This window comes from bacterium, assembly GCA_016699995.1.
Taxonomy (GTDB): Bacteria; Patescibacteriota; Doudnabacteria; order UBA920; family UBA920; genus UBA920.
In genome coordinates this window covers 489,086-513,459 of sequence record CP064996.1, presented here as the reverse complement: position 1 = coordinate 513,459, position 24,374 = coordinate 489,086, and the positions used below count along the sequence as shown (strand labels likewise).

Annotated in this window: 30 protein-coding genes; 4 read left to right on the top strand and 26 right to left on the bottom strand. The window is 44.5% G+C overall.

The window, feature by feature from the left end; all coding sequences use genetic code 11:
• Positions 1–523: 523 nt before the first annotated feature.
• Together IPM19_02745 and IPM19_02740 are read left to right on the top strand one after the other, a co-directional pair.
• Positions 524–1,153: an adenylyltransferase/cytidyltransferase family protein gene (locus IPM19_02745; GenBank protein QQS22526.1), complete on the top strand. Its 630-nt coding sequence runs from the start codon at positions 524–526 to the stop codon at positions 1,151–1,153.
• A gap of 2 nt (positions 1,154–1,155) precedes the next feature.
• Positions 1,156–1,998 (top strand): hypothetical protein, encoded by an 843-nt coding sequence (locus IPM19_02740; GenBank protein QQS22525.1) that lies wholly within the window; start codon positions 1,156–1,158, stop codon positions 1,996–1,998.
• A 33-nt stretch (positions 1,999–2,031) separates the two neighbouring features.
• Here IPM19_02740 and IPM19_02735 read toward each other — a convergent pair whose 3' ends face one another.
• From IPM19_02735 to IPM19_02720, 4 genes are all read right to left on the bottom strand, one after another.
• Positions 2,032–2,505: an HIT domain-containing protein gene (locus IPM19_02735; GenBank protein ID QQS22524.1), complete on the bottom strand. Its 474-nt coding sequence runs from the start codon at positions 2,503–2,505 to the stop codon at positions 2,032–2,034.
• A 7-nt stretch (positions 2,506–2,512) separates the two neighbouring features.
• Positions 2,513–3,448 carry a thymidylate synthase gene (gene thyA, locus IPM19_02730; GenBank protein ID QQS22523.1) on the bottom strand — a complete coding sequence of 312 codons (936 nt, stop codon included), beginning with the start codon at positions 3,446–3,448 and terminating at the stop codon, positions 2,513–2,515.
• A gap of 97 nt (positions 3,449–3,545) precedes the next feature.
• The gene (locus IPM19_02725) at positions 3,546–4,823 is read right to left on the bottom strand and encodes a cysteine desulfurase (protein ID QQS22522.1); all 1,278 of its coding nucleotides are present in this window, start codon (positions 4,821–4,823) and stop codon (positions 3,546–3,548) included.
• A 44-nt stretch (positions 4,824–4,867) separates the two neighbouring features.
• A complete protein-coding gene (locus IPM19_02720; GenBank protein ID QQS22521.1) occupies positions 4,868–5,266 on the bottom strand; it encodes a hypothetical protein in 399 nt (132 codons plus the stop codon).
• A 27-nt stretch (positions 5,267–5,293) separates the two neighbouring features.
• Between IPM19_02720 and IPM19_02715 the strand changes: the two genes are divergently transcribed.
• Positions 5,294–6,583 carry a hypothetical protein gene (locus IPM19_02715; GenBank protein ID QQS22520.1) on the top strand — a complete coding sequence of 430 codons (1,290 nt, stop codon included), beginning with the start codon at positions 5,294–5,296 and terminating at the stop codon, positions 6,581–6,583.
• Between the two features lie 60 nt (positions 6,584–6,643).
• On the top strand, positions 6,644–6,946 hold the full coding sequence (rpmA, locus tag IPM19_02710) for a 50S ribosomal protein L27 (protein ID QQS22519.1): 303 nt from the start codon (positions 6,644–6,646) through the stop codon (positions 6,944–6,946).
• 147 nt (positions 6,947–7,093) lie between these two features.
• On the opposite strand, the gene IPM19_02705 is transcribed toward rpmA, so the two are convergent.
• From IPM19_02705 to IPM19_02600, 22 genes are all read right to left on the bottom strand, one after another.
• Entirely contained in the window at positions 7,094–7,348 is a 255-nt protein-coding gene (locus tag IPM19_02705; protein ID QQS22518.1) for a hypothetical protein, read from the bottom strand.
• Positions 7,349–7,355: 7 nt separating this feature from the next.
• Entirely contained in the window at positions 7,356–7,694 is a 339-nt protein-coding gene (locus IPM19_02700; GenBank protein ID QQS22517.1) for a hypothetical protein, read from the bottom strand.
• A 31-nt stretch (positions 7,695–7,725) separates the two neighbouring features.
• Positions 7,726–9,435 carry a CTP synthase gene (locus tag IPM19_02695; GenBank protein ID QQS22516.1) on the bottom strand — a complete coding sequence of 570 codons (1,710 nt, stop codon included), beginning with the start codon at positions 9,433–9,435 and terminating at the stop codon, positions 7,726–7,728.
• Positions 9,435–10,262, bottom strand: coding sequence for a hypothetical protein (locus IPM19_02690; protein ID QQS22515.1), 828 nt, complete (start codon positions 10,260–10,262; stop codon positions 9,435–9,437). The genes IPM19_02695 and IPM19_02690 overlap by 1 nt, the downstream gene beginning before the upstream one ends.
• Before the next feature lie 32 nt (positions 10,263–10,294).
• Positions 10,295–10,741, bottom strand: coding sequence for a 50S ribosomal protein L9 (gene rplI / locus IPM19_02685; GenBank protein QQS22514.1), 447 nt, complete (start codon positions 10,739–10,741; stop codon positions 10,295–10,297).
• 178 nt (positions 10,742–10,919) lie between these two features.
• Positions 10,920–11,837 (bottom strand): ABC transporter permease, encoded by a 918-nt coding sequence (locus IPM19_02680; protein QQS22513.1) that lies wholly within the window; start codon positions 11,835–11,837, stop codon positions 10,920–10,922.
• A gap of 1 nt (position 11,838) precedes the next feature.
• Positions 11,839–12,522, bottom strand: a complete 684-nt coding sequence (gene ftsE / locus IPM19_02675) for a cell division ATP-binding protein FtsE (protein QQS23416.1) — start codon at positions 12,520–12,522, stop codon at positions 11,839–11,841.
• Positions 12,523–12,811: 289 nt separating this feature from the next.
• A complete protein-coding gene (locus tag IPM19_02670) occupies positions 12,812–12,997 on the bottom strand; it encodes a hypothetical protein (protein QQS22512.1) in 186 nt (61 codons plus the stop codon).
• A 184-nt stretch (positions 12,998–13,181) separates the two neighbouring features.
• The gene (gene prfB / locus IPM19_02665; GenBank protein QQS22511.1) at positions 13,182–14,273 is read right to left on the bottom strand and encodes a peptide chain release factor 2; all 1,092 of its coding nucleotides are present in this window, start codon (positions 14,271–14,273) and stop codon (positions 13,182–13,184) included.
• Positions 14,274–14,355: 82 nt separating this feature from the next.
• Entirely contained in the window at positions 14,356–14,913 is a 558-nt protein-coding gene (locus IPM19_02660) for a dihydrofolate reductase (GenBank protein ID QQS22510.1), read from the bottom strand.
• 46 nt (positions 14,914–14,959) lie between these two features.
• Positions 14,960–15,646, bottom strand: coding sequence for a hypothetical protein (locus tag IPM19_02655; protein ID QQS22509.1), 687 nt, complete (start codon positions 15,644–15,646; stop codon positions 14,960–14,962).
• Positions 15,647–15,723: 77 nt separating this feature from the next.
• Complete coding sequence (locus IPM19_02650; protein ID QQS22508.1) at positions 15,724–16,326, bottom strand: RNA polymerase sigma factor; 603 nt, start codon at positions 16,324–16,326, stop codon at positions 15,724–15,726.
• Between the two features lie 141 nt (positions 16,327–16,467).
• The gene (rplA, locus tag IPM19_02645) at positions 16,468–17,151 is read right to left on the bottom strand and encodes a 50S ribosomal protein L1 (protein QQS22507.1); all 684 of its coding nucleotides are present in this window, start codon (positions 17,149–17,151) and stop codon (positions 16,468–16,470) included.
• A gap of 163 nt (positions 17,152–17,314) precedes the next feature.
• Complete coding sequence (locus tag IPM19_02640) at positions 17,315–17,674, bottom strand: hypothetical protein (GenBank protein QQS22506.1); 360 nt, start codon at positions 17,672–17,674, stop codon at positions 17,315–17,317.
• Positions 17,675–17,736: 62 nt separating this feature from the next.
• Positions 17,737–18,162 (bottom strand): 50S ribosomal protein L11, encoded by a 426-nt coding sequence (rplK, locus tag IPM19_02635; GenBank protein ID QQS22505.1) that lies wholly within the window; start codon positions 18,160–18,162, stop codon positions 17,737–17,739.
• A gap of 169 nt (positions 18,163–18,331) precedes the next feature.
• Positions 18,332–18,877 (bottom strand): transcription termination/antitermination protein NusG, encoded by a 546-nt coding sequence (gene nusG / locus IPM19_02630; protein QQS22504.1) that lies wholly within the window; start codon positions 18,875–18,877, stop codon positions 18,332–18,334.
• A gap of 44 nt (positions 18,878–18,921) precedes the next feature.
• Complete coding sequence (secE, locus tag IPM19_02625; protein ID QQS22503.1) at positions 18,922–19,104, bottom strand: preprotein translocase subunit SecE; 183 nt, start codon at positions 19,102–19,104, stop codon at positions 18,922–18,924.
• A gap of 141 nt (positions 19,105–19,245) precedes the next feature.
• Positions 19,246–19,932, bottom strand: a complete 687-nt coding sequence (locus tag IPM19_02620) for a hypothetical protein (GenBank protein QQS22502.1) — start codon at positions 19,930–19,932, stop codon at positions 19,246–19,248.
• Between the two features lie 76 nt (positions 19,933–20,008).
• Positions 20,009–22,132 (bottom strand): DNA topoisomerase (ATP-hydrolyzing) subunit B, encoded by a 2,124-nt coding sequence (gyrB, locus tag IPM19_02615; GenBank protein ID QQS22501.1) that lies wholly within the window; start codon positions 22,130–22,132, stop codon positions 20,009–20,011.
• A gap of 123 nt (positions 22,133–22,255) precedes the next feature.
• A complete protein-coding gene (locus IPM19_02610) occupies positions 22,256–22,693 on the bottom strand; it encodes a hypothetical protein (protein ID QQS22500.1) in 438 nt (145 codons plus the stop codon).
• A gap of 70 nt (positions 22,694–22,763) precedes the next feature.
• Complete coding sequence (locus tag IPM19_02605; protein QQS22499.1) at positions 22,764–23,912, bottom strand: hypothetical protein; 1,149 nt, start codon at positions 23,910–23,912, stop codon at positions 22,764–22,766.
• A gap of 2 nt (positions 23,913–23,914) precedes the next feature.
• Positions 23,915–24,373 carry a hypothetical protein gene (locus tag IPM19_02600; protein QQS22498.1) on the bottom strand — a complete coding sequence of 153 codons (459 nt, stop codon included), beginning with the start codon at positions 24,371–24,373 and terminating at the stop codon, positions 23,915–23,917.
• Between the last annotated feature and the right edge of the window lies 1 nt (position 24,374).

The following is a 24,374-nucleotide window of genomic DNA, read 5'->3' as shown; positions in this document are numbered from 1 at the left end:
AATAATAAAAAGTGAAATACCCTTAGCATAGGGGAGTAGTAGAGAATAGAATAGAAACAATTAAAACCACCTTTACGGGTGGTTTTTAATTATCTGAGACAGGTAAGTAGTAAGAACAATAAAAGGTCGAAACAAATTCAATTAATTGATAGTTAGTGTAAATCAGTATTAGCTGTCTTAAGCTATTATCATAATATACCATGTCGCATAAGATACATTGTGCGACACGTGATATGTAGGAAAACCTTATATCCCCTGGCATTTTAAGTTATCCGATACTTTTTGAATTTAAAGTTGCAATTCTCTATTCCCTGGCACCACTCGCATGTCCGCTGTTATAAAATCCTAAATGTAATCTCAATTGTTCTCCATTAAGTCTAATCGTGTTTTCTATACTGTTTATTCAGACGACCGTTAATATAAAAAGTATAGTATTTTTAGCATAGTAGGGCATTTATGCTATTGAGCCTCCCCTGCTCTTTAGGTATGATTAGAATAATATAATCTGTTAGGAGGAATGTTTATGTTGAATGGTATATTTGATACCTCAAAATCTTGTTTTGAGGACCGCTTTATCACAGACATGGTTCAGCTAAAGGCTTTAATCGACACTTTCCGGAGCTTGCATCCGAAGGCTAAAGTGGGATTTGTAGGCGGCGTTTGGGATCTAATTCATTTGGGCCACATGGCTTATATAGAAAAGGCAAAGGAAGATATGGATCTTCTGATTGTTGGAGCCGATACGGATGAGTTTACCCGAAGCAGAAAATCTCGGGATGGCGTAGAGAGGCCAATCGTGCCTTTCGAAGAACGGGTTATGATTCTGTCTTATTTGCGTTCTGTAGATATCATCATTCCGGTTGACGAAAATTTCATCGCTCCTCTGGAGGCTATCCGTCCCGACAAGCTCGTATTTTCTAGGTCCACTAACGACATGAAGGAAGAAAATCTTAAAAAGTATGAAGCTTATGCCGGAGAGATGGTTTTCCTCGAGCCGCAGGCACCGCCCGAGAAAACATCAACAACCGCTCGAGTGCGGCACCTGATGATGTCTGGCGTAAAGGTCTCGCGGGGCAAGGTTATCAAACGGGTTAACGCCACTGTAGATAAGATTCTTAACGAAGTGTTTGACGAAATTGAGGCGCAGATATAATTATGAAAAACGACCAAGTTGTGATTGCATTTGTGCCAGTGCTCCATGCCGGATATATTAGGTTCTTTAATAAGCATAAAGGAGCGAGCTTGTTTCTGCTCGCTCCCTCTCTTTACGGAGAGAAGGAACCTTTGACTCGCGAGATCAGGGCTTTGGATCCGGAAACGGCCAAGAAAGCAATTGATTCTCTTGGCATCTTTGCGAGTGTCGAAATTATGGATTTGTCGGTGTTGTGTAATCTTGACCAGAATTGTCAGATTGTCATGCCGGCCGAAGATATCTGCCGGCACATCAAGGATAAGTATCTCCCCGCCCGCAATGTGCAATTTGAATCGGTGTTTCTAAGGTATGACTTACCTAGTGCATTTAAACAAAACCCGGTTAAGCCTGACTCTGTAGTGCATATCACAGATTTAGACCGGCGGCTGATGGGTGTAGCTCATAGCATGGCCTTAAGAAGTCCGGATTGGTGGCGTCAGGTGGGCGCAGTACTGGTTCAGAATTCTGTGATACTGGATGTTGCCTATAACAAGCACATGCCGTCCCAGCACAGCTTATATGCTTTGGGTGATCCGAGAAATAATTTTACCCCCGGCGAGCATTTGGAAATCTCTGCTGCTCATCACGCGGAAAAGGTTTTGATTTCCCGCGCTGCCGCCAAAGGTAACTGCACGAGCGGAGCTTCGATTTATGTTTCGACCTTTCCTTGTCCGCCCTGTGCTTACGACATTGTGACGGCCGGGATCCGCAAAGTGTATTATAGCGAAGGGTATTCTTCTCTCGCGGCTCAGAAACTGTTTGCCCTCAGGGGCGTAGAATTAATTCGAGTCGCTGACGAAAATTAAATAACCCGTACGAATTTCGTACGGGTTTTTTTATTATTCCTTACCAAAACCAACGACGGCCTTTATGATCTGGCTGTCTGGGATCTCTTTTTCCAGTTTGTCCGGACGCTCATATCCGCAAATCAGATGGGCATGCAGATGGACTACTGATGCCCCGGTGTGAGATGTCTCCCCCATTCTCCACATAAAGGTGTAGCCCTTTAGGTCATGCTTTTTGACTAAGTAACGGATAATGCGTCTTAGCTCCCGCCATTCTGCAATAAGGATTTCTAAGAAATCTTCAACATGCCGGTTCGGGATTATTAAGAACGCAAATTTAGCGTTTTGGTAGTTGTAGGTATTGCGGGTAACTTTCCAGAACTCGCTTTTGTACTCGATCTTGTGTTTATGATTAGGCCCCTTATCCTTACAAAACGGTGCAGGGCATTGTCCGCTCTTTTCGATCTTCTCCAGCACTTCTCTATATTCTTCGTTATACGCGCTGTTTACATTCACTTTTTTTGCCATAACTCTCCTATATTGCCACCGGTATGCCTTTGATCGAAGGGTTTGCAACGTAGTCTTCTATTACGAAGTGCTCCGGGGTAATTTGAAACAGATCCTTAGGGGTATTTTCGCGAAGGTATACCGTGGGAAAAGCCTTTGGTTCGCGAGACAAAATTTCCTCCACTGCTTCCGGCTGCGTATCATAAATGTGCGCATCCGAAAATGAGTGATAGTAATGCGAAGCCTTCATGTCTAGCACGTGTGCTAGTGCGAGCGCCAACATCGAGTATTGAGCGATGTTAGAAGGCACGCCAATTGGTACGTCGCCGGATCTTTGGAACATAAGCAAATGGAGTTCGTTATTCAGAATTCGAATATGGACCCAGCCGTGGCACGGAGCCACGACAACTTTGCGTTCGGCATTTTCGCCGTTCATGCAATATTGCGGGATCCAGGGCGAGATAAAATGAGTTCTTAAATGCGGTGCCCGCTTGATTTGGGCAATAACGTTTTTGAATTGGTTGACGGTTTTGCCTTCTGATGTGGGAAAGTTGGCAAAAGCGGCGCCGTATGAACCGGGTCCTAAGTCCCCTTCTTCCAGTCCGAATTCTGCACATTTTTCTGCGGTCACAAATTCACCCCAGAATCGAGGGCTTACCCCGAATTCAACGAGCTGTTTCTGGGTTCGATATCCTCGAGCAAAGCCAAGGATTTCTGCATCCGCGCTCGATGCAATTTGCTTCATACTGCGTTCGGTGCCTATTGGGATGCCATTGCGCAAATCGTACCTCAGCGGGTGCGGAGCCATAAACGTCAAAGACCTTTCTTTGTGAAAGGATTCTGCTGGCTGGCCGAGTTCGTACACGGTGCGGAGCAGATTTTGATACTGCGAATCTGGCTTTCTCTGCTCGAAAGGTAGATAATCTACAACGCTGATTAAGCCATTGTCGGTTTGATTTTTCATAATTCCTCCTGAATTTATTATCTCTTAATATACTAAAAAAGCCCTTGTCGGGCAAGGGCTTAATTGAAGCTCGAACTAAGGAGAAGGTGCGAGTAGTTTAGTCGATTTCCTGGACGGTATGCTCGATTATTTTAATTGATTCTTTGAGGGCCGTGATGAATTTAGCTATATCAGATTTCTTTATGTCAGTACTTAAGCTGATGCGGACTGAAGATTTAGCTGCTTCCGGTGTTAAACCCATTGCTAACAAAACGTGGGAAGGGTCTTCGCTGCCGGTGGTACAGGCGCTGCCAGTGGCCACCGCAAAGCCTTTGCCGTTTAAGTAATACATAAAGGCTTCCCCTTCGATTCCTTTTATAGAAAAGTTGGTGGTGCCTGGTAATTTTGTTAAGTCAAAATTATCAGATTTTTGAGTGAAATTTGCGCGATGCGAAGACGGAGCATGTTTGCTGCCGGCTGTTTGCGCAAAATTGCTTGGCCCATTGATGGTAATGCCTTTAATTTTTTGCAATGAAGATTCCAAAGTTTGCTGCAAAGCAAGCAGTTGCTTTGTTTCTTTGGATTTTATTATCTGGCTTTCGGTTAAGGCTGCAGCGAATCCGACAATGGCTGGAGTGTTTTCTGTTCCGCTGCGCAGTCCTCTTTCCTGTCCCCCGCCGTAGATAATAGGTTCAATATTAATTCCTGTGCGGAGATATAAAATCCCGGAGCCCTTCGGTCCATGGATCTTGCTGCCGTTCACGGTCATTAAATCGACTTTTAATTTGGCGACGTCCAAACTGAGCACTCCCCCAGCCTGGCAGGCATCGGTATGAAAATAAATTGGCGGCAGATTTTGTTTATTGCGCGTGCGGTTGATTCCCGAAATGGTCCGGCCAATTTCTGCTATCGGCTGAATGGTCCCGACTTCGTTATTAGCGTACATAACAGAAATCAGAACAGTGTTCTTTTTTATTTTCTTTTTCAGTTCATCTGTTTTTACTAATCCATTTTTGTCGACATTTACATAATCAACTTGCCAACCCCACTGCTGGAGGGCTTTTACGCATTCTAATACAGCTTCGTGCTCGATGGTGGAAGTAATAATGTGACCAGGTTTATGATGGGTGCTTTGGTAAACCTTTGCGATGCCAAAGATTGCCAGATTGATGCTTTCGGTCCCGCCGGCAGTAAAAATAATTTCGCGAGGTTGTGAGTTAAGCACTTTTGCTGCATCTGAACGGGATTGTTCTATTGCTTGCTTCGAGCTTCTGCCTGCTTCGTGCAAGCTGGATGGATTACCGAATTGCGTATCAAAAAACGGCTTCATGGCTTTGGCTGCCTTGGAGCTCAATCGGGTAGATGCGGCGTTGTCTAGGTAAATTAACTTCTTCATAATTACCTTGACAGTCTATCAAAAATGTGGGCTAGTGTAAAGTATCACCTGGAAGATTTCTTAAACCCAGCAGCCTGGGCCTCGGATTCGGTGGAAAAGCACATCTCCGGGGTAGTTGTCCGGTCATAGAATGCCCCGCCAGGCATATGGTAGGTCTTATTGCTGCCGGAGATATTTCCTTTGATCTGAGAGCAATTTTGGGGGTCTAGCGAGGCCGTAGCCGCTCCTCCCGCCTGGCTCACTCCCCCTGCGGCAGGGACTGCCGTCTGATTTTGGCTTTTGGGCTGTTCTGTGCTATAATTAAGGCTAGCTGATGGCTCGTGAGCATCCCTCCAGTAAGTTCGGGCGGTATACATTCCCATACCAAAACTAGCCGCCTGCACAATTACTATCACGGCCCACATTCTTATTTTTTCAAAGTCAATTTCGACTTTACTCAACATAATATAGAGGATAATTAATATTTATATATGACCCATCGATATGCTTTTGTTTTAGGAAGAGTCTACACGCTTTCTTTAGCTGAGCTGTTTTTTTATTTCCAAAATCATGACTGGACCTTAAAGATTTTGGATCTGTCCCATGAAGCTTTGGTAGTGGAGACAGAAACAGAATTGGATTTTCGAAAAATTCAGAAAGATCTTGGCGGAGTGGTAAAGATCCTTAAAATTATCGACGAAGTTAAAAAGAAAGATACGGACTATATCAACTTCGCTCTGCAAAACTATTTCAAGCCGAGCAAGCTTAAGAAAGATTTCTTGGGAAATGCGAAAGGCAAGATTCAATTCGGGGTTAGTGTATATTTATTGGATCCGGAGATGCGCGCTTTTGATGAGCCAAAGCGTTTGGGCATGTTCATAAAGCGCGGCATGCAGGAAGGCGGAGCCAGTATCCGCTTAGTGCTTCCCAAGCCTAACAGCTTAACTTTGGCTTCCGTGGTCGTTACCCATAACCATCTTATAGAGAAGGGTGCTGAAATTTGCGTACTCGCCTCCCCTACCAAGCTTTACGTCGCCAAGACGTTGGTTGTTCAGGATTTCGAAGATTACGGCCGCCGCGATTACCAGCGTCCCGTACGCGACGAAAAGCAAGGCATGATTCCTCCGAAAGTCGCTCAGATGATGATCAACTTAGCAGGCCAAAAGGCTGGCGCTACTCTGCTTGACCCAATGTGCGGCATTGGCACCATGGTCCAGGAAGGCGTACTGCAAGGCTACCGGGTTTTAGGTACGGATATCAATCCTACTGCCATTGCCGGCAGCGAAAAAAATTTGGAATGGTTCCGCAACCGCTACAAGATTCCTAAAGGCAAATTCCATGTCGAAGTTTCCGACGTAAAGGAAGTGTCAAAAATCGTTGATCATCTAAAGCAGGTTGGCGCATTCACCCAAGTAGATGCAGTCGTAACCGAAGGCTACTTAGGTCCTATGTACACGGAGTTCCCTAAGCCTGATGAGATCAAAAAGAATTTCAAAGAGCTGACCGAATTATACACGTCTGCCTTTCAAAATTTTCTCAAGTTCTTGCCGAAAGGTGGAAAAGTGGTAATGTGCCTTCCGGCCTATAAAAAAGGGACTCAATACACTCAACTGGAAAACCTTGACTTTATTAAGAAAATTGGCTATAATTTGATAGATTTGATTCCTCTCGATTTGGCAGCGAACTTGCCGTTCCTTAAACTAACGGATCGCGGAACAGCTATATATGATCGCAAAGACCAGATCGTCGCCAGAGAAATCATCATTTTTGAAAAGAATTAACTTTAGAAAAGTCACTGCCCCAACATAGGTAAAGGATTTGATAAAGATATATAGAGAAATATGGCTCATAAGAAAGCCGGAGGTTCTACCAGTTTAGGACGAGACTCCGTATCCAAACGATTAGGCGTAAAGGTCTTTGGTGACCAATACGTTCAAAAAGGTGAAATTATTGTTCGCCAGCATGGCAGCAAATGGCACCCTGGCAAGAATGTAAAAAAAGGTGGCAACGATACTCTTTACTCCTTAGTCACAGGCATTGTAAAATTCCAGACTAAGATGTTGAAGAAGTTCCACGGCAACTTGCGTTCTACTCGCATTGTAAATGTTGAACCAGTAGCCACTAGCAAACCGGCAGCAAAATAATTGCACAAATAAAAGACCGCGCATCGCTTGATGCGCGGTTTTTGTGAACCTAGTGGCCCTACAAAAGCGGCCTCCGTGTTCGTATAGTAATGCGGGAAGGGCTTTGCTTGGACCGATGCTAGGTTGACTTAAATGCAGCTTTCATTTTTAACCTCCTTCAAGTGCATCTTCAACTGTTTTTAACTTTCTGTCTTCTTGCAGATCAGTCAGGATATCGTTAAGCAGATCTTTGTCTTCTTGCGGCAAGCCTGCTGGCATAGGCATCTCTGCACCGTAGTCATTACCGCCTGGGCCGATAACTAGCTCCCGGTCCTGGCGGCAATCAGGGCAGATGGTGCTGCCTAGTCCGGCGTCCTGTTTCGTGGAACCGCATCTATCGCAGGGCGGCATGATAACTCCCATAATTGTCTTATCCTTGTTCTCCTATAATCGTACCCTGCTGATCCAGGATGACGGCCTTTTTCCCAATTACCGGATGCTCAACCATTATCACGATATCATGCGCGGGGGCAGGTTGAGCCGGAGCAGGGGTTGCGGGTCTGCGGTTTCCGAGGTATTTTTTTCTGAGTTCCTCCAGATTTGGAGAAGTAGCTTCGGCGTGAACCTTAGGCGCGGGGCCGTTATCAGCAGCCCTTTCGGCAGGCATGAATTCGCGGTTCCGTCCGCATTCCGGGCACATAGTGGTGTTCATTTTGGGATCCTGTTTGGTAGTGCCGCAGTTAGTGCATTTTTTCAAAAAAAGCAACATATTCGTTCCTCCTGTATAAAGCAAAATGTGTTTATTTTTGTTGCTTTACAATAGCACGGATAAACTCAACAAACAAGGGGTGTGGGTCTAGCGGCCGGGACTTAAATTCCGGATGAAATTGGGTGCCAATAAAGAACGGATGGTCTTTGAGCTCGATAATTTCTACTAATTGGCCATCGGGCGTCGTGCCGCTTACGACTAAACCTTTAGCTTCGAGCCGTTCGCGATATTCATTGTTAAATTCATAGCGGTGGCGATGGCGTTCGGAAATAGTATTTTTGCCGCGCCCGCGCCCGTTGGGATTAATCCAGCCGGCTTTGGCATAAGCTTTCGCAGTATTAGTTCCCTCGGTAAGCACGCAGTCCCAGGCGCCCAGGCGCATGGTGGCTCCGTACTCGCGATTGAGTAACAATTTTTCCTGTTCCGGCATAATATGAATCACCGGGTGTTTGGTCTTGCTCTCAACCTCTGTCGTATGGGCGGTTTTTAATCTTGCAACATTGCGGGCAAACTCGATGGTTGCCAATTGCATTCCATAACATAATCCTAAATATGGAATTTTATTCTTGCGGGCAAATTCTATAGCCTGAATGATTCCTTCCACTCCACGGCTGCCAAAACCGCCAGGAACGCATATGCCGTCGTAACCGCTGAGCACTACTTTTACCCCTTGCTTTTCGATGGTGGCGCTAGAAATCCACTCGAGCTTAATAGCCTGGTTATTGGCCCAACCGCCATGCTTGAGAGCTTCAATTACCGAAACGTACACATCAGATAGCTTAAAATCCCCGGTCTCAAAATATTTGCCTACTACAGCTATGCGCAAACGCTTGTCGGATTTTTGTAGTTTAGACACTTTTGCGGCCAAATTATTCCACTTGCGCAGGTCGCGTTTCTTGCTCGGCATGTTGAAGTGGTTGAGCAGCTGATCGGTAAAACCTTCCTTATCAAAATTGCTTGGTACGCGGTAAACAGTGTCTACATTTGGCGCCGAAATGATGTGCTCCGCAGGAATGTTGGTTGTCCAAGCTAGAGTTTGCTTGCGTCGATCATCCAGTGCCCCTTCTGCACGGGCAACCAGAAAGTCTGGCTGAATGCCAGAAGATATAAGCTGCTTAACAGAATTTTGGACCGGTTTAGACTTCATTTCCCCGAGCGATGGAGGTGTTGGCAAGTAACCCACATGAACATGGGCAGTTTCGCGGCCATCGCGATACTTCATTATACGGTTAGCTTCTATAAAGAGAATGTTTTGATACTCCCCTACGGTGCCGCCGATTTCGCAAATTACAAAGTCGGCTTTCATTGTTCGTGCAGCCTGCTCAAGCCGATTAATTATTTCTTCCGGAACATGTAAGGCAACTTCTACATCTTCGCCGTCGTATTCAAAATTGCGCTCGCGCTGAATAATTGTTTGGTACAGTTGTCCGTTAGTAACATAGTTGGCTTTGGATAGGTCTGTATTTAAAAAACGTTCATAGTTGCCTAGGTCCTGGTCAGTCTCCATGCCGTCGTCGGTGACAAATACTTCGCCGTGTTCCTGTGGGCGGATGGTGCCGGCATCGACATTTAAGTAAGCATCGCATTTAACTGGCGCTACAACATAGCCGCGTGACTGCAGCAGCGTGGCAATTACAGAAGTAGTGACGCCCTTCCCTACTCCGGAAATTACACCTCCGGAGACAAAGATAAATTTTGTGTTGAGTTTTTTAGCTTTACGGTTCTTGATATGGTAGGACATTATTGATTGACGTTAAATTTCAGTTTCTTTAAGCGTTTTGACATATCATTGCCGTATCCATCCTTTTCGGTCTGGGTGGTGCTAAATACTGTCACTTCAAATTCTTCAGCCGACAGCCATTTGATTTCTGGCATTACGCCGAACATGCAGCCGCCGATATAGCAGTAATTAAAAGTCTGTCCTTTTGGCAAGGTTGTCAGGGTTTTTACCGTGTCGTTATCCAAGTCTAATAAGTAGAGCTTTTTTGGATCCTTAGTATCCATGTTCTCTGCCGGCGTTAGAATGCTTGCGGCAAATGGGGAGTTAGCAGACTCTCTAGCGCTGTATATTCTGAAGTAATCGCTAATCTTTAATTCTGTCAGCTTATTTGTTTTAGGATCGTATTTTACAATGCCGTTGCGTCCGCCGTCGCTTTCCATGAGTACTGTTGTCAGATACAGATTGCCTGTCTTTTCCGACCTGTTGAGGTTCTGCAGGGAAAGATTTTTATATTCCTTTAATTTCGGATAAGCCTGTTTTACGCTGGGTATCATTGTAGTTACCTCGTTGGTTTCTGTGTTGGTTCTGATGATTTTCCCATCATAATTTTGCTCGGTATAACCGCCACTTTCCTTATAATTAGCTACGTAATCATAGCTAAAGCTAACTTGAGGGGTGCTCTCGCTGGGTTCTGAGGCGGCAGAGTTCTGCTCCGCTTGAGGCTGTGTTTGAGTGGCTGGTGCTTCCGAGGTGGTGTTCTTTTTCAATATCACACTGCCTATGTACAGCAGGATTAAAACTACGAGAACTATCAGCACGCTAACTAACTTATTGAAGTGTTCCTTCATACATTTATAGACTTTCTATGTTAATTTTTTATTTATAAACTTTCTATATTAATTTTTGTCTTGGCAGTTACGCCCGAACCTAATTTTATATCTATAGCATGTTCTCCTAATTCTTTAATTCCCTTGTGCGCTCCTATCTGGGATTTTTCTAATTTAATTTTTGTTTTTTGGAATACAGCTCTGGCGATGTCTTGTTCGTGTACGCCGCCAAAGATTTGTCCTTTATCCCCTGTTTTCACTTTTACGGTAAATGTTCGTCTCTCGAGTTCGTCTTTGTCTTTGTTAAGCTTGTTTTGCTCCTTTTGCTTTTTAGCCGATAATTCCTTCTTTCCTTTTTCGAGCTGCGCCTGTGCTTCTGCGGTTGCCAATTTAGCCAATCCTTTTTTAATCAAAAAGTTGGTCGCAAAACCGGCGTTAACTTCTTTAACTTCGCCGCTGCGGCCAACCTTGGGTACGTCTTTCAGTAAAATGACTTTCATTTATTATTAGTTACTAATCATTATTAGTTTTAAAAACAAAAAAACTCTCCGTGGAGAGTTTTGGCTCTTTCTTATTATACATGAAATTGAGCCTTTGTCAATGCTTGTCAAGTATTAATCCACAACTTCACTGTGGATATCCAGCGCGACCCACCCTTTTAGGGCTTTTCTGAAGTCCTTAGATGCGTAAATATTTGCGCATGGCGAGCAGGCTGGAGATAGTGCTCAGGATGAATGCGATTATCAGTTGGATGACGACAACGAGCAGGAAGACACTAATGTTGCCGTTGAAGATGTTAGCTCCAGGAGTGAGGTAATTGCTGATGCGTGGCAGCATTTGGAAGTACAAGGGTATGAGCAATGCGCTGGTAATGGCTGCCGCAATAATGCTGTACATAAATGCCTCCACAATAAACGGCCCACGGATGTACCAGTTAGTAGCTCCTACCAGGCGCATAATTTCCACTTCTTCGCGGCGGTTGTAAATGGTGAGGGCAATAGTATTAAATATTACCAGGATAGCGATTAAGCAGAATACGATCATCAACACTAAGCCGAAAGTAATGATAAATTTTAACAGCGAGTTGAGTCGTTCGATTATAACTCGGTTATCTTCAAAGTTTACCTCAGAAATTATATCTTTATATTTATCAGCCTTGAGCGATTCTGCAATGGCAGGAAAATCTTCAAGTTTTACCGCCTTGATTTGCAAAGTCGGCGGGAATGGATTCTCGCTTAATTCCCCTAGCGAATCAATTATTAACTGGTCTCCTTGGTGCTTTTCGCGGAACGCAGCCTGAGCCTGTTCGGATGATACGTAGTTTACTTCCTTAATGCGCGAGTCCCGGCGGATTTCATCTCGTATAGTGAGCACGCGGGCTTCTGACACGTCGCTCTTGAAGTAAGCGCTAATGTCCACGCGCTGCTGGATTGATTTTACAGAGTAGCTGGTGATGATGAACAGCAGGCTCAACACCGAAAGGATAATCAGCGTAATAGTCATGATTAAAGTGGACGCACCTGCCAGCCAGAGATTGCGCCTTAGATTGGTTATACCGCTTTTGATGATGCGAAACAGTGAGATGAATGCTTTCATGCTAGAGTTTGTATTTTCCTTTTAGCTGTTCCATGGTAATTTGCCCGCCTTCGATAGTGATAACGCGCTTGCGGATCTTGTTTACTAAATCGGCTGCATGGGTCGCTAAGATTACAGTTGTACCAAGTTCGTTGATTTTTAACAGCAGGTCGATAACTTCTGCTGCATTGATTTCGTCGAGGTTGCCGGTTGGTTCGTCTGCCAATAACAAAACCGGACGATGCGCCAAGCTGCGCGCAATTGCCACGCGCTGCTTTTCGCCGCCGCTCATTTCGTGCGGGAAGTTATCTTTTTTATGGTTCAATCCTACTAAGTCTAAAATTTTTGGCACGTCTTTGTTTATCTGTTCTTTGCGATGGCCAGAAACCTCCATGGCAAAAGCAACGTTTTCGAACGCAGTCCGTTTTGGTAACAGTTTTATATCCTGAAACACAACCCCGATCTTCCTGCGCAGGTACGGCAGGTCGGTCTTGCGGATTCTGGTCATGTCGATATCGTCGATGAGTATGCTTCCGTCGTCTAGTTCTTCTTCTCCCACCAGTAGCTTCATTAAAGTTGATTTTCCGGCACCGCTCATACCCACTAAAGAAACAAATTCCCCCTGATCAATTCGGAGGTCGATGTTGTTTAAAGCTTTATGATTGCCGTAGTATTTGGTAACTTTTTTGAAATGAATCATGTAAATTTATTATATCACATTTTAGCATATAAAAAACCCATGATATTGCTATCGTGGAACGGTTCCCAAGCCTTTTGTATTTGCATAAGATCTTTAGCTCACTAGTATCCTTGCATTTTTTGCCGCCGTATGGTACAATACCTCTATTGTGAATTGGCCAATAATGGCAATGCGTACCGAGCGCTTCTCGGAAGGAAACAGGAGGAATATGAATGGTAAGTTAGTAGCATGCGGAAGGATAAGTAACGGTGAGGTTTCGAGACAGCTTGATGAGTCTCAATTCTCCAATATTTGCTTATCCGAGATGATGCTCGGCAAGGTTGAGCAGCATCTTAAAGGCACAGTCAGAATGGACGATGATTTGTTCGGTCAGATAACCGATCACGTCATTGGCTGCAGCAGCTGTGCAGGTAAGCTGGAGCGTCTTCCAATTTTGAGTGGCCAGCTTATAGCCATGGTTGTCGACACCGAAAGCATTCATACTTCGGAGCCGCCTTCATGGTCTCAGCAAATGAACCAACTACAAACTCGCCCTGGATTTAATTACGCAATCATCTAACCCCCTTGAGTGATTGTGCAAAAGCGCCCCCTTGCGCTAAAAGATTTTAGAAGAACTGCAACCCCTTGCAGTTCTTTTTTGATTTAGGGTGTTGCGCGGCTAGCTCTTATTCGATTTTTGACTCCAAATATTTTTCTACAAAATCATCGAGCTCTCCGTCTAGTACTTTATCTGGATCCGATTCTTCGTACCCGGTGCGGTGATCCTTTACCATTTTATATGGATGCAAAACGTAAGAGCGAATTTGATTCCCCCATTCCGCAGATTTGAATTCTCCTCGCAATTCTTTTTTTTCTGCCGCTAACTTCTCGTCTTCTAGGGCTTGCAGCTTGCCCATTAAAATCTTTAATGCTAATTCTTTATTCTGATGCTGGCTGCGTTCATTTTGGATACTGACGCGGATGCCCGTAGGCTTATGGGTAATGCGAATAGCGCTATAAGTAGTGTTAACGCTCTGTCCTCCATGGCCTGAGGATGTGTTGGCTTCTATCTCTAAGTCCTTAGGATCGAGCTTTACGGAGCCTTGTTCTTCTAGCTCGGGAATTAGCTCTAGCAGGGCGAATGAGGTTTCTCTGGTGTGGGCCGGGTTAAATGGCGATAAGCGTACCAAGCGGTGCACGCCTGCTTCGCTTTTAAGCAGGCCATACGCAAACGGACCCTTGGCATGCACGGTCACCGATTTGATTCCGGCTTCAGAGCCTTTGCTTTGGTCTATGATATCAGTTTTTAAATTATGTTTTTCGCAGTATCTTAAAAATTGCCGTAACAATATTTCTGTCCAATCTTGTGCGTCGGTTCCGCCTGCGCCTGCGTGGATGGCGAAAATGGCATTGTTGCCGTCATGCTTGCCACTCATCATTACCATTAATCGGTTTTGGCGATATTCTTTTATGATCTGTCCTACTTGGTCAGCTAAAAAATTTTCTGTCTCTGTGGAATGGTCTGTATTGGTTGAAATGAGATCTTTAAGTTCGTTGATTCTTTCACTAAGACCTTTCCAGAATTCTACGAAAGTAGTTAGGCTGCTGTGCTGTTGGGAGATTTTCTGAGCAGTTTCTTGGTCGTCCCAAAACTGGGGCGCTTGCATTCGATCCTCAAGCTCCATGACCCGCTGCTGCTTTTGGTCCAGGTGTAGTTTTTCGGTTAGATTCTGGGATTCTTGCTCAAGTTCTTCTAGCTGGGAAATTAATTCATTCATTGGCTTATTATAACAAAAAAAGCGCACTCCCACATGGCAGGCGCGCTTATATTTAATTGTTTATAAGAATGAGCTGGCCGGTTTAGCGATAGCCGATTCTTTTGTAGGTGGCAAATTCGTATTCAGAATTTACCTTTTCTTCTGGTCCCGGTTGTTTCTCCCAGTTGTTTTCGTCGAACTCAGGAAAAAATGCATCGCCTTCATAGTCTCTTTTGACCAAGGTAAGCTCAAGTTTATCAGCGCTCTTAAGCGCTTCGGTATAGACTCGTTCGCCGCCGATAGCAAAGACTTTGTTGGACAGTGCCTCCCCTTTCTGCACAGCATTGCCTAGCGAGCGGCTGAAGAACAGGCTGTCGGAGTAATTGTCTATGCTGAAATCCTTAAACTTCTCTGGCAATTCTGCCTTGAGCGCTTCTATTATCTCTTGCCGTTTTTTTGAAGTAAGGACAAAGTGTATTCGTCCAGGCAGAGGTTTTCCGATGCGGGCGATGATAGAAACAAAAGTATTCCAGCCCATGATTACCGGATGACCGAACGTGAGCTCCTTAAAGCGCTTTAAGTCTTCGGGAAAATGCCATGGTAGGTCGTTATCTTTTCCGATTACCCTATTCTGCGCTAGTGCAGCTATAATAATAAACATTCATTATTCCTCCTAAAAATTGTATGAGTGAATCAGTCTTTGCTCCTTAAAAAGTATTATTTTTTAAAACTATGCGCCGCACAAGTTCCCATACCTTTGCATGGACTTCTGCCGGAGTTAGTATTGTACCGTCTGAGCTGCAGTCTACCAATTTTATGTTTGGAAGCAGGCTGGCAATTTCTGTATAACTTTTGATAATATCATTGTTTTTAGCCAGCTCTTCCTGAGAAAGCTTGCTATTTTGATACAGGACATTGCCTGGGGCGTGTAGCACAATTGTCAGATCCGGCCGCGGGATGTTGAAGGTCGAATATTCTAGTTGATCCAGCCATTTATAAAATCTGATTCGCTGCTCCTTATCTGTAATCTTATACCCTTGGTGAGCAGCGTTAGATGCCACATATCTTTTGGTTAAGACGATTTTGCTGGATTCAAGTTGTTCGGTAATTTGATTTCTGGCATCAAGCCTGTCTATTGCGTATAAAATGCTCGCACCTTCAGAGGTGAGTTGCCCGTATTCGCCGTTTGCGTATTTTTTTAGCAGTCCGGAAGAAACTTCGGAGTATTGGGGGAATTCGAAAATCATCCCTTCATAATTATGATCGGTAAGGGTTCTGGCCAGCAATTCTAATTGAGCAGATTTCCCTGCTCCGTCTATGCCCTCGATGGCAATCAATTTGCCGGGCTGCTTTTGCGGTTGTTCTTTTTTCTTCCAAAATGCCATACTTTCCATATTTTACTACAACTATGACTCCCAGAAAAGCCCAAAAAATAATAAAAAACCGCACTGTTTGTGCGGTTTTATGTCCATTAATGCAAGCCTTCGGCTAGAGAGGGGTAGATTTTTGGGTTAACCTTTCGGTTTAGTAAACGTTTCATTTTCTCCCTGGCTTTCGATAGCTGGGATTTGCTTGTGCCTTCGGACGTGCCGAGCGTTTGCGCAATTTCTGTATGCTCTAACCCTTCGATTTCCTTGAGTGTGAACACCTGGAAATATCCCTTAGGCAGTTGCCCTATAGCTTTTTCCAGATCGATCCTCAAATCTTCGTTGCTGGGGGCGGCGTAACGTTCCAGAGCGAATTGAACTTCTGTTGATTCACTCTCCGTATACTTGCTTTCATGTCGGACATGCGCCTTGCGAAAATGCATTAACGCTTCGTTAACGGCTATGCGATGGATCCATGTCGAAAGCCTTGACTGGCCGCGGAACTTACCGATTTTTTTCCAAATTTGGATGTAAGTCTGTTGGCATAGGTCTTCCGCCAGTTCTGGATCTTTGGTCATTCGGTAGCAGATACTAAAAACTTTGCGATGCGTGGCACTATAGAGCTTTTCAAAGGCTGCTTGATCTCCGCTGGCAATAAGGCTAGCCAGGGCAAGCTCTTGAGCTAGAGTTTCTTTACTGGCTTTCATGGTCATTCCTCCGATGATTTTAGACCTATTATAACAGAATCTCTAAATTTTGAAAGGTGACGTGCTTATAATCTTAAGAGTATTATTAATCGGGAAATATTCTTAGAAACAAAAAACAGCGCCCGAAGGCGCTGTTGGAATCTATGCTTTAAACTTTATCCCCGGACCCATAGATGAGTTAAGTGATGCGTTTACTACAAACTGCTTCTTTACCGCAGCTGGCTTAGAAGCATGAAGAGCTTCCAAAAACTTTTTAAGATTTTCAATTAACTGACTAGATTCAAAATTGGTCTTGCCAATAATTTGATGAACGTTGCCAGTGTTGTCATTCTTGAAGTTAATTTTACCGCCGGCAATTTCCTTTATCGCTCCTGCGATGTTGTCCGAAATAGTGCCAGTTTTAGGGTTAGGCATCATGCCTCGGGTACCTAAAATTTTTGCGATAATCGCCAGTTTAGGCATCATGCTAGGTTCTGCAATTGCTACGTCGAAATCAGTTTTTTCGGTTTCCTTAATCTTCTTGATTAAGTCTTCGCCGCCAACGATGTCCGCGCCGGCCTCTTTGGCTTCGGCTTCTTTACCTTCGGATACGAATGCGGCAATTTTTTTAGTCTTGCCTGTGCCGTGAGGCAAAGTTACGGAGCCGCGAATAGCCTGGTCTGTCTTGCGGGCATCAATGGAAGTGCGGACATGCACTTCGATGCTGCCGACGAATTTAGTAGTAGCAGTTTTCTTTGCTAAGTCGATAGCTTCCTCTAAAGTGTAAACTTTATCCTTTTCGATTTGTTCTGTGTTAGCTTTAACGCGCTTTGACAATTTTGTCATAAATTTCCTTTCGTGGTCTGCGAGCAGGTATCTCTGCTCTCCCACCAATTAATGTTTTTTAGAATGCAGGAATATTTATACGTAGGCAGCGCTCTTGACCGCTGCGCGGTCTGGCGCTAGCAGACTACCTACTTTATAAATATTCCCGCATTCTAATAATAATTTACGCTTCTTTGCGAGCTAGCTTCCAGTGATAAAAGAACACTGGACTGGCAACAATAATCATGGCTAATGCCTGGGAGGCATCGCGCTGCTTTTGGGCAGCCCGATCCTCTTTAGCACGCTGTTCTTCCTTGGCTGCAAACTCTGGGTCGCTGCAGTACGGTTCCAATTTGCGATCCGCTTCACTTAGGGATTCGCAATTGACCCGCATAACCGGTGCATAGTAATTAGTATCCGCCTTGGGGAATACCCAGGTTTTAAGCGCTAGGTTAATGAGGATGATTCCGGCGATCACTAGGATTACCAGAGAGATAAGCGATACCATGTAAAGGTACACTTTTTTGATCCATGATAAGTTCATTTCGTTTTGGATGGCATGTTTAGCGCAGCAGTGCCGGCTTGAGTGCCACAGTTAATTATGACTTAATCTTTGATTTCCACGCCCATGCTGCGAGCAGTGCCGCGGATGATCTTTTCGGCCGCCTCTACGTCTACAGCATTCAGGTCGGGCATTTTAGTTTCTGCAATTTCTCGGACCTGTGCCGAAGTAATTTTACCTACCTTGGTGGTCAACGGGTTGCTGGAACCTTTTGCTAACCCGGCTGCCTTGCGAATCAAGACAGAAGCTGGCGGGGTTTTTAGAATAAATGTGAACGAACGATCTTCATAAATGGTCATTTCGACCGGGATGATGGTATCCCCTAGCTGATTTGTCTGATCGTTAAACGCTTTAGTAAATTCTGCGATATTGATACCGTGTGGTCCCAGCGCAGTACCTACTGGAGGTGCGGGAGTTGCTTTTCCGGCTGGGAGCTGCAACTTCACCATAGATTTAATTTTCTTTGCCATATGCTTGTAGTAATCCTTTCTATTCTTTTTTGCTGTTGGGCATGCCGCCAGCAGAAAAGGGACGAGACTGCGAACGTATTCGCAAGCCAACTACTTGTTAATTGAATCCATTTTTGGATTTATTCCGAAGCCTCTGTTAAGCAGAGGCTGCGAGAAAATACAAAATATATTAGATCTTTTTAATCTGAAGGAAATCGAGTTCTACCGGAGTTTCGCGTCCGAAAATAGTAACCATTACCTTGACTTTGCCCTTAGCTTGGTCGAGTTCGCCGATTTTTCCTTCGTAATCCTTAAACGGACCGTCGACAATTTGAACCAGTTCGCCGACTTCGAAATCGACTTTAAACTTTGGTTCTTCCGCGCCCATGCGCTTTTGCAAATAATTCCATTCTTCTTCTGCTACAGGAGTAGGAATAGTTCCGCTGCCTACGAATCCGGTTACGTTAGGAGTGTTACGGACTACGTACCAGGAGTCGTCGGTTACAATCATGTTAACTAAAACATAGCCTGGGAAAATCTTTTCCTCAAAAGTGGTACGTTTACCGTCGCGGATCTTAATCTTTTTTTCCTTTGGCACAATCGCGTCGAAGATCTTGTCCTGCATGTTGAGGTTTTCGATACGCTGTTTTAAGTTGAGGGCGACGCTGTCTTCGTACCCGCTATAAGTATGAAGCACGTACCAGTGCTTCTCGCCGGTTACTTGTTGTTTAGACATACTTTATTTTGCGCTGATTTTGGCTTTGCCAAAAGCGCTTAAGATTATTTAATGAGTTGTTCAAAGCCTTTAAGCAAGCCATAGTCGGCTGCGCCTAAGATGGCGGCAAAGACTAAAGAAAATACGATAACTGCGATTGTGTAACGGACAGCATCAGAGCGCGAAAGCCAAACCACTTTGGCAACTTCGCTACGAACATCGCGAAAATATTTAAAGATTCTAGACATAATTCCTTTTAATTAAGCCAAATATTGATTATATTTTAAGCTTTTTTAAAACCCTTCGCAGGGCTTTCACCTATTATACTATAGATTTCCCGACTTGGTCAAATTCCAATATAAAACCGGAAGCAATTCGCTTCCGGTTATTTATTTGTCGTCCTTGGTTGTAATAATGCCATCGTCTGGGAAGTCCCAGTTCTCTTCGACGGGCTCGTCCATATTAGTGGACAAAGGAATTATCTCCCCTTCTTCAGAAACGATCGCAGCATCTGCGTAATTAACCTGATCCGGGTCAATACCGTACTCTTCCTTCATGATCCTCGCAAAATCTTCCTTGGCCTCCTGGATCATTTCGGCTTGCATCTCCCTTCTCTTCCGGAGATAGCCTTTGGTTCTGTCTACGACTATCCAGCCGGCACGCATGTCGAAATTAACTTGGCACTTCCACCCTGTCAGCTCCATCATAAAGATGTTTAGAAGGGTCTCTATACAGCGCAGCTTTAGTAAAATCTCCTTAATATCATGGCTGTGCTTGTGTAGATCATCCAGGAATTGGTTCTTAGAGAAGTATGGCCGCTCTAGCAATTCTTGGGCGTCATTCTTAAAATTTAACATTAGTGATTCGTACTTTTGCTTTACAAAGTAAAGCTTCTTCAAGACAATTGGTGGGTCTTGCAGGATCACCTCTTCGTCTTCAAGATTAACTTCCCTCAGACCAATTTCACACAAGGTTAAATCTTCGTGGTCTATTGCATTGATCTCTCCCAAGATGAGAAGGTCTCCCTCTTCGCTTAGCCAGGGCTGGTTCGATTTTGTGAGTATTTCCTTTAGCATGTTTCCTCCTGTAACGCTTTAAGGTAGCATAAACACGCCTCGGAGTCAATAAAACCGGCGAGAGCCGGTTTTACGTTTAGATATCCAAGTTTTTAACAGTTTTTGCGTGAGTAGTAATGAAGCGCTTGCGCGGAGGCACTTCGTCACCCATTAGAGTCTCGAAGACTTCACTGATCTTTTCTGCATCTTCAATTTCTACTTTAAGCATGACGCGGTTGGCCGGGTCCATAGTGGTTTCCCAGAGTTGGCCGGCATTCATTTCTCCTAAACCTTTGTAGCGCTGAATATTGTATTTAACTCCGCCCTTGACGCCTTGCTCCACTGCTTCGCTGCCGTCCTCGGGTTCTTCTAGGTCCAGATTTTCCGGATTAGCAGGCAAATCTTTTTCTTTCGCCTTAGCAGCTTTCTTTTGCGCAGCCGACGCGCCGCGCTTTGCTTCCGCTTCTTTGACCAGGTCATCCAGAATTTCGTCTCGTTCTACATCCGAAAAGGCATATTGGAAGTTTTTACCTACCTGTACTCGGAATAAAGGCGGTTGGGCGATGTAGAGGTGACCGTTGCGGATAATGTCTGGGAAGTATCGGTAGAACAAAGTCAACAGTAAGGTGCGAATGTGGGCCCCGTCTACGTCGGCATCGGTCATGATGATGATGCGATGGTAACGCAGTTTTTCTATATCAAATAAATCCCCTACTCCAGTGCCAAATGCGATAACTAAGTTCTTGATTTCTTGACTGCTAAGCATGCGGTCTAATCGAGCACGTTCTACGTTTAATATCTTACCTCGCAAAGGCAAGATAGCTTGGAACTTACGATCGCGGCCTTGCTTAGCGCTTCCGCCAGCTGAGTCACCCTCTACGATATATAGTTCGCATTTAGCCGGGTCGCTTTCGCTGCAGTCGGCCAGTTTGCCTGGTAGTGCCAATCCTTCTAGAACGCCTTTGCGAATAACGCTGTCGCGGGCAGCGCGGGCAGCTAAACGGGCCTTGGCTGCGAGGATAGCTTTTTCAATAATTTTTCCGGCGGCCGTTGGGTGTTCTTCTAAGTATACTTCTAGTTCCTGGGCTAGAACGGCTTCTACTGCGGTGCGTACTTCTGGGTTGCCTAGCTTGCCTTTAGTTTGGCCTTCAAACTGTGGGTTAGGAAGCTTAACAGAAATGATAGCAGTTAAGCCTTCGCGCAAATCTTCACCGGTCAATTTGGCATTGTCCTTAACGATATTGTTTTTAACCGCATAATTGTTGATGACGCGCGTGAGGGCAGTGCGGAAACCGGTCACGTGCATACCGCCTTCGACGTTAAATTCGTTGTTGGCATAGGCCAAAACAACTTCATCGAAGTCATCGGTATATTGAATAGCTAATTCAACCAAGATGTCGCCTTCGTACATCTTGTTGATGTATATCGGAGTATGGCGGGTCTTCTTGTTGCGGTTAAGCTGCTTGATGTAGCTAATGACTCCGCCCTCAAAATAATACTGATAAGTTAAGCCGACTCGTTCGTCTGTAATGATAAAGTGCAGGCCTTTGGTCAAGTAAGCTTGGCTGCGCAAATGTTCTAAAACTGTTTTAAACTTGAAGGTGGTAGTTTCAAAAATAGAACCATCTGGATAAAAAGTGATTGAGGTGCCTGTTTGAAAAGGATCGTTCTTCCCTACCTTACCTACCTCTTTTACCTTTCCCTGAGGGACACCAATTTTGTAGGTTTGTTCGTAAATCTTACCGTCGCGTCGCACGTTAGCCTTCATGTTGGTTGAAAGAGCGTTTACTACCGCAGCGCCCACACCATGAAGACCGCCAGATACTTTATAACCGCTGGCATCGCCGCCGAATTTACCACCAGCATGCAGCACGGTTAATACAGTTTCCAAAGCGGATTTTTTTGTAGTCTTGTGTACGTCGACAGGAATACCTCGCCCGTTATCGTGAACGGTTAAACCGCCATCCTGCTGGATGACTACTTCGATCTTGTCTGCATGTCCGGCCATGGCTTCGTCTACGGAGTTGTCGACAATTTCCCAGATTAAGTGATGCAAACCGGTTTCTGAAGTAGAACCGATATACATGCCTGGACGCTTTCGTACTGGGTCTAATCCTTCCAGTACGGTGATATTTTCGGAGGAATAACTAGCTGATTTTGACTTCTTATCGATGTCCTTGTCTATATCTTTCTTTGGTGCATCTTTAGCTGTTTTAGCCATATAAATAGGAGTTTTTGGGTGCAAAAGTTACTGATTTTAGGTACTTAAATTATATCATATTGAACACTGTTTTTCTAACGGAAGAAGTAATAAAAAACCGCATGAATATGCGGTATATTGAGATTAAATTGATATAGATTTTTTCAATTTCAACTCGATCTCGATGGGGTCAAGTTTCTGCTCTAAACCGGTTTCCAGGCACTTAACTCTGTACATGTAATTTTTAGTAATTTCCTCAAACGTCTTGCCACCAAAAATTGATCCTTTGCAAGGCGCGTGCTTTTCGTAAAGGAAAGCCCTAAAAGAAAAGTTTACAAAAAACTGGGTAACTGCCAATTTGTGCTTTATAGTTGATACCTTTTTTCCAGGGTCGGAAATGTCATAAATCATCCATAGCTTTCTTAAATTCTCAACCAATGCATAGCCAAAGCGATGGGTATTTATTTTGTTACTGTCCGGATATAGCGCACCTTTGATACGCAGTAAATGTGTTTGGCCTGTAAGAGCTTTGCCCGGACATACTATGCCATAGCGGTTATCAGTGAATTGAATATACTCCATTCAACAAACCTCCCTTAGGTTTTCAATTTAAAACAACATACCAATGAATCGGTATGTTGTCAATGATGCTTTATCGCAGCTCGGCGCCAAATTGTTCCGCCGTTTGTTTGTATATCTGGTCCTGAAGCGGCTCTATTTCTTCGGCTTCTAAGGTGCGCTCTGTGCTGCGATACGTGATGCGGTAAGTGTAAGACACCTTGTCCGCTCCGAATTTTTCTGCATTTTCATATTTATCTAAAAGTTCAACCTGCTCTACCAGGTCGCCCCCGATATCGCGGATCAAGTCGAAGTAAGTATTGGGTTCAAAGGACTTATCTACGATGAATGAAATATCGCGAATAATCGGAGGGTATTTACTGACCTCCACAAATTTTCGCCCCAGTTTTAGCTGTTTGGTTACGCGCGGATCCTGGCTCCATAATAAGCGGATATCTGGCAGCTCCATGCCTATAATAGCTAACCTTTCCAAGCCGAAGCCGAAGGCCCAGCCATTATACTGGTTTGGATCCACATTCAGCTTTTCTAAAACCCCAGGCTGCACTAAGCCGGCTCCGAGCACTTCTATCCATTGCCCGTCTTTGTCCACTTCCATTTCTAAAGAAGAATGAGTGTAAGGGAAATTGTCGTCATTGAATCGATATTTTACATCGGCACCGAAAGCGGCTTTTACAACATTTGCTAATGCTTCTTTAAGGTCATCCTGGGTTATAGTCCGCTCGCTGGTGGGGTGAAGGTATAGTCCATCCATTTGGTGAAAGATATTCATGTGGTTGCGGTCGATTTCGTCTTTGCGATAAACTTTTCCATGACATAAAACCCCTAATGGCTGGTTCGCAACCATTTTTGCTTTAACCTCTTCCTTTTGGAAGTAATACCACCACATAACCGTAGTATGGGTGCGGAGAATGTTTTCATCATCTACATAATAAGTATCGCTTTTGCTGCGAGCTACATGGTCTTCTGGAAAGTTGAATAAATCGAAGCTTGCGCTTGCTGGTACGATTTCTGGTATCTTGATAATGTCAAAATCTTTAAATTGGTCCAGTCCGGTTATGTTATTCACTAATTCCCGGATGGGTCCGGAGTCTTGGCGGGACAAGTCAGCCATATTTAAATACCGCTTGATGCGGCCGGCTTCACTGTCTGTTCTTTTGTCGAGCTCAGCGATGAGCGCTTTCTGGCGCTCAAGCTCCTGGGGTGAAATTTCTAAATTTGCCATAGTTATAGCATTTTACCAAGTTCCGTGTTTGCCGGCAATATCATAATTTCCGGCTTATCTCCCGGTTCGGATGTTAACCCCAGCTCGAATTGTGCGCAGATCATGCCTTGGCTTTCTATACCCCGTATTTTGGCTGTACCCAATATAAATGATTCGTGAGTATCGGAATGAATGTTTTGGGCGATTTTAGCGCCGGGTAAGGCTAGGGCCACTATATCCCCTTCTACAAAGTTGAATGCTCCGCAAATCACAGGCTCTATGGTTCTTGTACCATCGGTTAAGCTAATAACGCGGAGTCTATCCGCGTTAGGGTGCTTTTCGATTTTTGTAACTTTGGCTGCGATAATCAGAGGATCACCGATAGTTTTGCTAGCCGGTTTGTTAGCCGCCTGGCTATTGTCATCTATAGACGGAGCGTTTGCAGTTTTTACTCCAAAGAAATTTTTTAGGAAATTTAACATC